The organism is Pseudomonas sp. P4_C1 (assembly GCF_056402155.1).
In genome coordinates, this window is record NZ_JBFUHY010000113.1 from 1 (window position 1) to 11,223 (window position 11,223).

11 protein-coding genes, 4 tRNA genes and 1 pseudogene are annotated in these 11,223 nt (G+C 55.9%); all 16 read right to left on the reverse strand.

Annotated elements, in window-relative coordinates:
* On the reverse strand, positions 1-376 hold a 376-nt coding region (locus AC1DU9_RS28465; protein WP_477811138.1), incomplete at its 3' end, for a hypothetical protein.
* Positions 377-440: 64 nt separating this feature from the next.
* Positions 441-4,514, reverse strand: a complete 4,074-nt coding sequence (rpoB, locus tag AC1DU9_RS28470; protein WP_108218341.1) for a DNA-directed RNA polymerase subunit beta — start codon at positions 4,512-4,514, stop codon at positions 441-443.
* Positions 4,515-4,734: 220 nt separating this feature from the next.
* The gene (gene rplL / locus AC1DU9_RS28475; protein ID WP_095945914.1) at positions 4,735-5,100 is read right to left on the reverse strand and encodes a 50S ribosomal protein L7/L12; all 366 of its coding nucleotides are present in this window, start codon (positions 5,098-5,100) and stop codon (positions 4,735-4,737) included.
* A 75-nt stretch (positions 5,101-5,175) separates the two neighbouring features.
* On the reverse strand, positions 5,176-5,676 hold the full coding sequence (rplJ, locus tag AC1DU9_RS28480; protein WP_007970413.1) for a 50S ribosomal protein L10: 501 nt from the start codon (positions 5,674-5,676) through the stop codon (positions 5,176-5,178).
* A 198-nt stretch (positions 5,677-5,874) separates the two neighbouring features.
* Positions 5,875-6,570 carry a 50S ribosomal protein L1 gene (gene rplA, locus AC1DU9_RS28485; protein ID WP_003186095.1) on the reverse strand — a complete coding sequence of 232 codons (696 nt, stop codon included), beginning with the start codon at positions 6,568-6,570 and terminating at the stop codon, positions 5,875-5,877.
* Positions 6,570-7,001 (reverse strand): 50S ribosomal protein L11, encoded by a 432-nt coding sequence (gene rplK, locus AC1DU9_RS28490; protein ID WP_007933726.1) that lies wholly within the window; start codon positions 6,999-7,001, stop codon positions 6,570-6,572. The genes rplA and rplK overlap by 1 nt, the downstream gene beginning before the upstream one ends.
* A 117-nt stretch (positions 7,002-7,118) precedes the next feature.
* A complete protein-coding gene (gene nusG / locus AC1DU9_RS28495) occupies positions 7,119-7,652 on the reverse strand; it encodes a transcription termination/antitermination protein NusG (protein ID WP_007984405.1) in 534 nt (177 codons plus the stop codon).
* Positions 7,653-7,661: 9 nt separating this feature from the next.
* Positions 7,662-8,030: a preprotein translocase subunit SecE gene (gene secE / locus AC1DU9_RS28500; protein WP_007984402.1), complete on the reverse strand. Its 369-nt coding sequence runs from the start codon at positions 8,028-8,030 to the stop codon at positions 7,662-7,664.
* Between the two features lie 45 nt (positions 8,031-8,075).
* A tRNA-Trp gene (locus AC1DU9_RS28505) sits at positions 8,076-8,151 on the reverse strand.
* A gap of 174 nt (positions 8,152-8,325) precedes the next feature.
* A tRNA-Thr gene (locus AC1DU9_RS28510) sits at positions 8,326-8,401 on the reverse strand.
* 26 nt (positions 8,402-8,427) lie between these two features.
* Positions 8,428-8,501 (reverse strand) — tRNA-Gly (locus tag AC1DU9_RS28515).
* A gap of 24 nt (positions 8,502-8,525) precedes the next feature.
* A tRNA-Tyr gene (locus AC1DU9_RS28520) sits at positions 8,526-8,610 on the reverse strand.
* A 143-nt stretch (positions 8,611-8,753) separates the two neighbouring features.
* Positions 8,754-9,194, reverse strand: coding sequence for a hypothetical protein (locus tag AC1DU9_RS28525; protein WP_223461658.1), 441 nt, complete (start codon positions 9,192-9,194; stop codon positions 8,754-8,756).
* A 7-nt stretch (positions 9,195-9,201) separates the two neighbouring features.
* Positions 9,202-9,951, reverse strand: coding sequence for a pantothenate kinase (locus tag AC1DU9_RS28530; protein WP_223461656.1), 750 nt, complete (start codon positions 9,949-9,951; stop codon positions 9,202-9,204).
* Complete coding sequence (gene birA / locus AC1DU9_RS28535; RefSeq protein ID WP_477811139.1) at positions 9,941-10,900, reverse strand: bifunctional biotin--[acetyl-CoA-carboxylase] ligase/biotin operon repressor BirA; 960 nt, start codon at positions 10,898-10,900, stop codon at positions 9,941-9,943. Before birA ends, AC1DU9_RS28530 begins: the two co-directional genes overlap by 11 nt.
* Before the next feature lie 161 nt (positions 10,901-11,061).
* A pseudogene (locus tag AC1DU9_RS28540) lies at positions 11,062-11,223 on the reverse strand (group II intron reverse transcriptase/maturase); the annotation flags it as partial.

Sequence of the window (11,223 nt, forward strand, 5' to 3'; positions counted from 1 at the left end):
AGCCGATACGGGACGGCAGCGATTTCAGGAACCAGATGTGGGCAACTGGCGAGGCCAGTTCGATGTGCGCCATGCGCTCACGACGAACTTTTGCCAGCGCGACTTCAACGCCACACTTCTCGCAGATCACACCACGGTGCTTCAAGCGCTTGTACTTACCGCACAGGCACTCGTAATCCTTTACCGGGCCAAAGATCTTGGCGCAGAACAGGCCGTCACGCTCAGGCTTGAACGTACGGTAGTTGATGGTTTCCGGCTTTTTAACTTCACCGAACGACCACGAACGGATCATCTCAGGCGATGCCAATCCGATACGGATGGCGTCGAACTCTTCGACTTGACCCTGGTTTTTCAGCAAATTCAGTAGGTCTTTCAAGGCCTTTCCTCCTGGCGGAGCAGAGAGCGGGCAATCCTGCCCCGCTCTCGATTCGCGTCACGTGTTATTCGGTTTCCAGATCGATATCGATGCCGAGGGAACGAATTTCCTTGATCAACACGTTGAAGGACTCGGGCATGCCCGGCTCCATACGGTGATCGCCATCCACGATGTTTTTGTACATCTTGGTACGGCCGTTCACATCGTCCGACTTCACTGTGAGCATTTCTTGCAGAGTGTAAGCGGCACCGTATGCTTCCAGTGCCCAGACCTCCATCTCCCCGAAACGCTGACCACCGAACTGCGCCTTACCACCCAGCGGCTGCTGGGTAACCAGGCTGTACGAACCGGTAGAACGAGCGTGCATCTTGTCGTCTACCAAGTGGTTCAGCTTCAGCATGTACATGTAGCCAACGGTAACCGGGCGCTCGAACTTGTTGCCGGTACGGCCGTCGGTCAGCTGCATCTGGCCGCTTTCTGGCAGATCCGCCAGTTTCAGCATGGCCTTGATTTCGCTTTCCTTGGCACCGTCGAACACTGGAGTGGCCATTGGAACGCCGCCACGCAGGTTTTGAGCCAGATCCAGGATTTCCTGGTCCGAGAAGTCATCGAGGCTTTCCTGACGACCGCCGATCTCGTTATAGATCTCGTGCAGGAACTTGCGCAGCTCGGCAACTTTGCGCTGCTCTTCAATCATGCGGTTGATCTTCTCGCCCAGACCCTTGGCCGCGAGGCCCAGGTGGGTTTCAAGGATCTGACCGACGTTCATACGCGAAGGTACGCCCAACGGGTTGAGGACAACGTCGACCGGGGTGCCATTGGCATCGTGCGGCATGTCTTCAACCGGCATGATCACGGAGACCACACCCTTGTTACCGTGACGACCGGCCATCTTGTCGCCCGGCTGGATGCGACGACGGATTGCCAGGTAGACCTTGACGATTTTCAGCACGCCTGGAGCCAGGTCATCGCCCTGCTGCAGTTTGCGCTTCTTGTCTTCGAACTTGTCGTCCAGCAGACGGCGACGATCAACGATGTAGGCCTGAGCCTTCTCGAGCTGCTCGTTCAGAGCATCTTCAGCCATGCGCAGTTTGAACCACTGGCCGTGCTCAAGACCGTCGAGAACTTCGTCGGTGATGTCCTGGCCTTTCTTCAGACCGGCGCCGCCTTCGGCTTTGTGGCCGACCAGAGCGGAACGCAGACGTTCGAAAGTAGCACCTTCAACGATGCGGAACTCTTCGTTCAGGTCCTTGCGGATCTCGTCCAGCTGGGACTTCTCGATCGACAGTGCACGAGCATCACGCTCAACGCCGTCGCGGGTGAAGACCTGTACGTCGATGACAGTACCTTTGGTACCGGTAGGTACACGCAGGGAAGTGTCCTTAACGTCGCTGGCTTTTTCACCGAAGATCGCACGCAGCAGTTTTTCTTCCGGAGTCAGCTGGGTCTCGCCTTTCGGAGTGACCTTACCGACCAGGATGTCGCCTGCGCCAACTTCAGCACCTACGTAAACGATACCGGCTTCGTCCAGCTTGTTCAGAGCCGCTTCACCCACGTTCGGGATGTCGGCAGTGATTTCCTCTGGGCCAAGCTTGGTGTCACGGGCCACACAGGTCAGTTCCTGGATGTGGATCGTGGTGAAGCGGTCTTCCTGAACAACACGCTCGGACAGGCAGATGGAGTCTTCGAAGTTGAAGCCGTTCCATGCCATGAACGCGATGCGCATGTTCTGACCCAGCGCCAGTTCACCCATGTCGGTGGACGGGCCGTCGGCCATGATGTCGCTACGCTGAACCCGATCACCCTTACGCACCAGCGGACGCTGGTTGATGCAGGTGTTCTGGTTGGAGCGGGTGTACTTGGTCAGGTTGTAGATGTCGACACCGGCTTCACCGGTTTCAACTTCGTCATCGGCAACACGAACCACGATACGGCTGGCGTCGACGGAGTCGATCACGCCGCCACGACGAGCCACGACGCAAACGCCGGAGTCACGGGCTACGTTACGCTCCATGCCGGTACCTACCAGCGGCTTGTCAGCGCGCAGGGTTGGTACAGCTTGACGCTGCATGTTCGAACCCATCAACGCACGGTTGGCGTCGTCGTGCTCGAGGAACGGAATCAGCGACGCAGCAACCGAAACTACCTGCTTCGGCGATACGTCCATCAAGGTGACGTCTTCCGGCGCCTTGACGGTGAATTCGTTCAAGTGACGAACAGCTACCAGTTCGTCGATCAGGACTTTCTTGTCGTTCATCGTGGCCGAGGCCTGAGCGATCACGTGATCGGCTTCTTCGATGGCGGACAGGAATACGATCTCGTCGGTGACCAGAGCGTCTTTCACCACACGGTACGGGCTCTCGAGGAAGCCGTACTGGTTGGTGCGCGCGTAGGCAGCCAGGGAGTTGATCAGACCGATGTTCGGACCTTCCGGCGTTTCGATCGGGCATACACGACCGTAGTGAGTCGGGTGTACGTCACGAACTTCGAAGCCGGCACGCTCACGAGTCAGACCGCCAGGGCCGAGTGCGGAAACACGACGCTTGTGGGTGATCTCGGACAGCGGGTTGTTCTGGTCCATGAACTGGGACAGCTGGCTGGAACCGAAGAACTCTTTCACCGCCGCAGCCACTGGCTTGGCGTTGATCAGGTCTTGCGGCATCAGGCCTTCGCTTTCAGCCATCGACAGACGCTCTTTGACCGCACGCTCAACACGTACCAGGCCAACGCGGAACTGGTTCTCGGCCATTTCGCCTACGCAGCGAACACGACGGTTACCCAGGTGGTCGATGTCATCGACGATGCCTTTACCGTTACGGATGTCGACCAGGGTCTTCAGTACCGCGACGATGTCTTCCTTGCACAGCACGCCCGAACCTTCGATCTCGGTACGACCGATACGACGGTTGAACTTCATCCGGCCGACCGCAGACAGGTCATAGCGCTCAGGGCTGAAGAACAGGTTGTTGAACAGGGTCTCGGCAGCGTCTTTGGTTGGCGGCTCGCCAGGACGCATCATGCGATAGATCTCGACCAGCGCTTCCAGTTGGTTGCTGGTGGAGTCGATCTTCAGGGTGTCGGAGACGAACGGACCGCAGTCGATATCGTTGGTGTACAGAGTTTCGATGCGAACAACCTGAGCCTTGGCGATTTTGGCCAGGATCTCGGTGTTCAGCTCGGTGTTGCACTCTGCCAGGATTTCGCCGGTTGCCGGGTGCACGATGACCTTGGCGGTTGTGCGACCCAGGACGTAGTCCAGAGGCACATCCAGCTCTTTGATCCCGGCTTTTTCCAGCTGGTTGATGTGGCGAGCGGTGATACGACGACCTTGCTCGACAATAACCTTGCCTTTGTCATCCAGAATATCGAGGACGGCGATTTCACCGCGCAGGCGCTGAGGCACCAGTTCCAGGCTCAGGGTCTCGCCCTTCACGTGGAATACGTTGGTGGTGTAGAACGCGTCCAGCACTTCTTCAGTGGTATAGCCCAGCGCGCGCAGCAGTACCGAGGCAGGCAGCTTGCGACGACGGTCGATACGCACGAACACGCAGTCTTTCGGGTCGAACTCGAAGTCCAGCCACGAACCGCGGTAAGGAATGATGCGCGCGGAGTACAGCAGTTTACCGGAGCTGTGCGTCTTGCCACGGTCGTGGTCGAAGAACACGCCCGGGGAACGGTGCAGCTGGGAAACGATTACACGCTCGGTACCGTTGATTACGAAGGTACCGTTTTCAGTCATCAGGGGGATTTCACCCATGTAGACTTCTTGCTCTTTGATGTCCTTGATCGCTTTGTTCGACGATTCTTTGTCGAAAATGATCAGGCGCACTTTTACCCGCAAAGGTACGGCGTAAGTTACACCGCGCAATACGCATTCTTTGACATCAAATGCCGGTTCGCCCAGGCGATAACCGACGTACTCCAGCGCAGCATTGCCGGAGTAGCTGATGATCGGGAAAACGGATTTGAAGGCCGCATGCAGGCCCACGTCGCGGAACTGATCTTTAGTCGCTCCCGCTTGCAAGAATTCACGATACGAATCCAGCTGGATGGCCAGGAGGTACGGCACATCCATGACGTCCGGCAACTTGCTAAAGTCCTTGCGGATACGTTTTTTCTCAGTATATGAGTAAGCCATCAGCGTTCCCCAGCTTGGTCACCTGCTTGTTTGGCCCCTCCCGACGGGAGCAGCCAGAAAATCGTGCAAACCCCATGGTTTGCGCCACCGCATCGGGTGGTTACAGCACGTTATCGGCACCGACCGAGTCGGCTGCCAGTAACGGAAAAAGGCCGGTGGCAAGAGCCACCAGCCATCAGCCTGTCGCTTAACGCTCGGGCTGGAGGAGCAAAGTCGATGCTTACTTCAGCTCGACTTTAGCGCCTGCTTCTTCCAGAACTGCTTTGGCTTTGTCAGCTGCTTCTTTGGCAACAGCTTCCAGAACCATGGCAGGTGCGCCGTCAACTACAGCCTTGGCTTCTTTCAGGCCCAGACCGGTCAGTTCACGTACAGCCTTGATCACGTTAACTTTCTTCTCGCCAGCTTCGGTCAGCATGACGTTGAATTCGGTTTGCTCTTCAACAACAGCGGCAGCAGCGGCAGGACCTGCCGATGCAGCAGCAGCGGTAACGCCGAATTTTTCTTCGAAAGCTTTGATCAGCTCAACAACTTCCATTACGGACATGTTGCCAACTGCTTCAAGGATATCGTTCTGAGAGATAGACATGAATCTAATTCCTGATATTGGGGACGGCCTACGCGACCATCGAAAAAAACAAAAAACGCGAGAAGTTGACGAGCCTTAGGCTGCAGCAGCTTCTTTCTGGTCGCGAATTGCCGCCAGAGTACGAGCCAATTTGCTGGTAGCGCCTTGAATCACGCTCATCAGCTGAGAAATTGCTTCGTCACGGGTCGGCAGAGTTGCCAGTACGTCGATTTGGTTAGCTGCGAGGAACTTGCCCTCGAACGCAGCTGCCTTGATCTCGAACTTGTCCTGACCCTTTGCGAATTCCTTGAAGATCCGGGCAGCAGCGCCTGGATGTTCCTTGGAGAACGCAATCAGGGTAGGGCCAGTGAACACGTCGTTGAGGACACTGAATTCAGTGTCAGCAACAGCGCGCTTGAGCAGGGTGTTACGTACAACACGTACGTAAACGCCAGCTTCACGAGCCTCTTTACGGAGTCCGGTCATCGCGCCTACTGTTACGCCACGGGCATCAGCCACGACAGCGGACAGAGCGACTTTGGCAGCCTCGTTGACTTCAGCGACGATGGCCTTCTTGTCTTCGAGTTTAATTGCCACGGGTTTAACTCCTGCTTGTTACCGTTTCATCTGGTCGAAACCGGATGTCGTTTTGGTGTCTGATTCGGTAAGGAACCGGGAGCACCATCTGCGTAGGCTTGTGGTTTAAGACTTGCGTCGCCTACGGTCTTGGATAGCCCCCGCCAGGCAGGGACCCCAATTTTTCAATTGGCGCAATTACTTGCGCCAATCTGTGTCTTACGCGTCGAGCGAGCTTTGGTCGATGACCAGACCTGGGCCCATAGTGGTGCTCAGGGTAACGCGCTTGACGTAAATGCCTTTCGAGGAAGCTGGCTTGATACGCTTCAGATCAGCGATCAGGGCTTCAACGTTTTCCTTCAGCTTGACGGCGTCGAAGCCGATCTTGCCAACGGAAGTGTGGATGATGCCGTTTTTGTCGGTGCGATAACGAACCTGACCAGCCTTGGCGTTTTTAACCGCGGTAGCTACGTCTGGAGTTACGGTGCCGACTTTAGGGTTAGGCATCAGGCCACGTGGACCGAGGATCTGACCCAACTGACCTACAACGCGCATTGCATCCGGGGATGCGATCACTACGTCATAGTTCAGGTCGCCGCCTTTCATTTCGGCAGCCAGGTCGTCCATGCCTACGCGGTCAGCGCCGGCAGCCAGAGCGGCTTCAGCAGCTGGACCCTGGGTGAACACAGCAACGCGAACGGTCTTGCCAGTGCCGTGTGGCAGCACAGTAGCGCTACGAACGACCTGGTCGGATTTACGCGGGTCAACACCCAGGTTTACAGCTACGTCGAACGACTCGCTGAACTTGACAGTCGACAGCTCGGCCAGCAGGGCAGCAGCGTCTACAAAGTTGTAGGCCTTGCCTGCTTCGATTTTGCCGGCGATAGCCTTTTGACGCTTGGTCAGCTTAGCCATTACACACCCTCCACGTTAAGGCCCATGCTACGAGCAGAACCGGCGATAGTACGCACGGCTGCTTCCATATCAGCTGCAGTCAGATCCGCGTTTTTGGTTTTCGCGATTTCTTCCAGCTGAGCACGAGTCACGGTGCCAACCTTAACGGTGTTCGGACGAGCGGAACCGCTGGTCAGACCGGCCGCCTTCTTCAGCAGAACCGAAGCAGGGGTGGATTTGGTTTCGAAAGTGAAGCTACGGTCGCTGTAGACAGTGATGATCACTGGAGTCGGCAGACCTGGCTCAAGACCCTGAGTACGGGCGTTGAAAGCCTTGCAGAATTCCATGATGTTCACGCCGTGCTGACCCAGAGCAGGACCAACAGGTGGGCTTGGGTTAGCCTGAGCGGCTTTCACTTGCAGCTTGATGTAAGCGGTAATCTTCTTGGCCATGAGGCACTCCAATTACGGGTTCAAACGCCTCGAAAGGCTCCCCGGTTACTTGCGCGTTTATCCCAGTGACGACAAAACCCCACAGCCTACGGCTGCGGGGTTGGGATTTTTGTTCAACTAGACCTTTTCGACCTGGCTGAACTCGAGCTCCACCGGAGTAGAGCGACCGAAAATGAGCACTGCGACCTGGATCCGGCTCTTTTCGTAGTTAACTTCTTCAACAACACCGGTAAAATCTGCGAACGGACCATCATTGACACGCACCGACTCGCCTGGCTCGAACAACGTCTTCGGCTTCGGCTTGTCGCTGCCATCGGCAACGCGGCGCAGAATCGCTTCTGCTTCTTTATCGGTGATTGGCGCAGGCTTATCGGCAGTACCGCCAATGAAACCCATCACCCGAGGAGTATCCTTGACCAAGTGCCAAGTACCCTCGTTCATATCCATCTGCACCAGCACATAGCCAGGGAAGAATTTGCGTTCGCTTTTGCGCTTCTGGCCATTGCGCATTTCAACCACTTCTTCAGTGGGAACCAAAATCTCGCCGAAGCCATCTTCCATACCGGCCAGCTTTACGCGCTCGATCAGCGAGCGCATTACATGCTTCTCGTAACCGGAGTAAGCATGCACAACATACCAACGCTTAGCCACGGGACACCCTTAGCCGACGATCAAGGAAACAAGCCAGCCGAGCAGGGAATCAAGCCCCCACAACAGCAACGCCATAACCAGGACAACAGCCACAACGATCAACGTGGTCTGCGTGGTTTCTTGGCGAGTTGGCCAAACGACTTTACGAATTTCGGTGCGTGCTTCCTTAACCAGTACAAAGAAAGACTTGCCCTTGACCGTCTGCAAGCCTACAAAGGCAGCTACGGCAGCAATAGCAAGCAATGCGAGTACGCGGTACAGGATCGGCGAAGCAGAAAAGTACTGATTGCCAACAACGCCAACAACCACCAGAGCGACTACTACAAGCCACTTGAGGAGGTCGAAACGAGAGCCTTGAGCTTCAGCTTTAGGAGTCATCTATGAAGATCCTGTGAAAAGAAAGCCAGACACACCGAGTGAATCTGGCAGGTCAGGAGGGAATCGAACCCCCAACCTACGGTTTTGGAGACCGTCGCTCTGCCAATTGAGCTACTGACCTAAAACAAAATCAGGCCGACCATTATGCCGACCCGAAAAAGACTTTACAACACTTACCAGGCAATCCTGGCTGCAACGCCGGCATTCACGACACCGGCAACCTTCAGAAACACAATCAGGCGCAACCACTACCACCTAAAACAAAGGCAGATATTTTCATATCTGCCTTGTTATATGGAGCTCTTGAGCGGATTTGAACCGCTGACCTCACCCTTACCAAGGGTGTGCTCTACCAACTGAGCTACAAGAGCGTAACACTGTGCAAAACCTGTAAACTTGGAGCGGGTAGCGGGAATCGAACCCGCATCATCAGCTTGGAAGGCTGAGGTTCTACCACTAAACTATACCCGCGAGGCTTACAGCTCTCGCTAAAAATGGTGGAGGGGGAAGGATTCGAACCTTCGAAGTCGTAGACGTCAGATTTACAGTCTGATCCCTTTGGCCGCTCGGGAACCCCTCCTAAGCGAGCCGGCATTCTACATCATGCCAGCCTTCTGTCAAGCATTTTTCTCATTAAAAACCTGAGCTTAGCTGCGTTGACCTCACTTCACACCGTTAACCGTTTCCGGTGTTCGCTGTGGAGCGGGCGCCATTCTATGCAAACTATTCGGTGGGTGCAACCCCCTCGCACGGCATTATTTTATGTTTTAACTCATTGAATTCTTTAGAAAGGTTTATCAACTGCAAATCGTCCAGCCAACGCCGGCTTTCCGGTGCGATACGCACCCAATACCCCGCCCCTTCTGCCGCAGCTTTCGGCAGGGACTGATACTTGACCTCCATCCCGCTCAAACGTCGCTCAACCGCCTGCGCGGCCTCCTGGCGCGTATAGCCGCCCAGATAAAGGCAGCCATTGTCTGTCGAGACAGTTTTACTCTTGTCTTTGGCTACGTCACTCGCTTCGCTCAACAAGCGGATATCTTGTTGAGATCCGCGATACAGGCTCAAAGGCGTGACATCCTTCGCGCGCAGAGGAGCCTCTTGTTGATGCCAGATGTAGTAGAAGCCATTGAGGACAAGCAGCAGCAGAAACAACCAACGCATAAAAACCTCAGGACAAGGGACAGGCCATGGCCAATCCGACAAACACCAAGTCCGGAACAACCCTGGCCTGAGGCACGACCTCAGTAACCAGGCCCGCATCCCCCCCGGTGAGGAATACGACAAAGTCCTCACCCCAGTAGCTGCGCGCCAACTCGAGCTGGGTCAGCACGAAGCCGCGCAACATCAGCAAACAACCACGCTCTACAGCCTCGACAGTCGCGCGCCCCGGGACAAGACTTTCCAGTGCCTGCTCGGCCGCCAGATCCCCATAACGAATTTTGCGAGTGTGGGTGCGTAACTGGTTACGCATCAACGGCATCCCCGGACAGATGAAACCACCCAGGTGCTCTCCATCCGCCGCTATAAAGTCAGCAGTCACGGCCGTACCGAAATCGAGCACCAGACACGCAGCTGACGCCAGATGAAAGCCCCCGAGCATTGCAAGCCACCGATCCAGACCCAGCCGCTCAAACTCCTCATACCCGTTGCGCACGCCTGACATTTCGCGCGCTGGCGTTGCGCACACAACCGGCACATCAAAGGTATCCCTGAGCAAAGACGTCAGCGCAGCGGTTTCCTCCGCGGTCCTGACGCTCACCAGCCGGCAAAACGTGAGGGCAAGCCCTTTGAGCTCCCCCAACCCCTCCAGCAATGCGAGATTGGAATCGACGACCCCTTCGCCCAGCACCTGCCCGGCATTAGCGGCAAGCACACGCCACTTGATGAAACTATTCCCACAATCGAGCTCAAGAATCATCACGCAACCTCAGGCTCAACTCACCACCACTGAAGACTTTCTCCACACCATCCACCTTCAGGCGCAAGGCGCCCTGGCCATCAATACCAAGCACTTCACCATCAATTTGATTGACGCCGGCAATCAACGACACGCTTCGCCCCTGCCACAGGTGATTCTGCTCCCACTCTGACTGGATGGCCAAAAAACCACCCGCCTGGTGACGAGCCAGGTATCGCTGCAGTATCTCCCCCAACACCGCGACCAATTGGTTGCGATCAAACAACTTGCCTGACTCGAGCCGCAGGGAAGTCCATTGCTGGTCCACCTCATCAGCGGACTGCATATTCACATTGATTCCTACCCCCAGAACCACGTGGCACACATCAGCAGGATCACCAACCAACTCAAGCAATATTCCAGCGATCTTTTTCTGCCCCACAAGGACATCGTTAGGCCACTTCAACCCAGCGGCTGCAAAACCGAGCTCACGTAACGTCTGCAAAACAGCGAGTCCAACGACCAGACTCAAGCCCTCCAACTGACGCATCCCACCATCAATGCGTAGCACCAGGCTGTAATAGAGATTTTCTGCGAATGGACTGACCCACTTGCGACCACGTCGCCCGCGCCCGGCCGTCTGCCGCTCCGAAAGCACCACAAACGGTGCCGCCTGCCCCCGTCCGATAGCGCGCAGTGCTTCGGCATTAGTGGAGTCGATTGAGTCGTAAACCTGGACGGGCCAGGCGCAAGAGTGCGCCTGAGCGCTTATCTCGGCAGGATCGAGCAGCGCTAATGGCGCGGACAATTGATAGCCGCGCCCACGAACCTTATGAATAGACAAACCCAGCTCAGCCTCCAAATGCTGAAGCTGCTTCCACACGGCACTTCGACTGACGCCCAGGGCAGCACCCAATGCTTGACCCGAATGGAATCGGCCATCTTTAAGAAGCTTTAACAACGTCAGCATGCAGGTCTCGCCTCACAATGAGGCCCGCATGATAGCCACGCACCGAGCGATTGCATAGAAATCCAGTAGCCGTGGCTTTCCTGCGGACAAATCGAGTAGGAGGCGGATTTACATCCGCCGTCCTCTCACACCACCGTACGTACGGTTCCGTATACGGCGGTTCAGGTTAAGCGGTTAAGCCGGGTTATCGTGTCCAGTATTGAGACCAGCCCGAGTCGATCCCAGAGTTTCTTCGGCAGCGCCTGATTCATATGGGGTGCTCCCGAATTCCACCAAGGGCCTCGACCGTTGAATGCTGAGTGACAAGCACGGGCTTCGTTGAG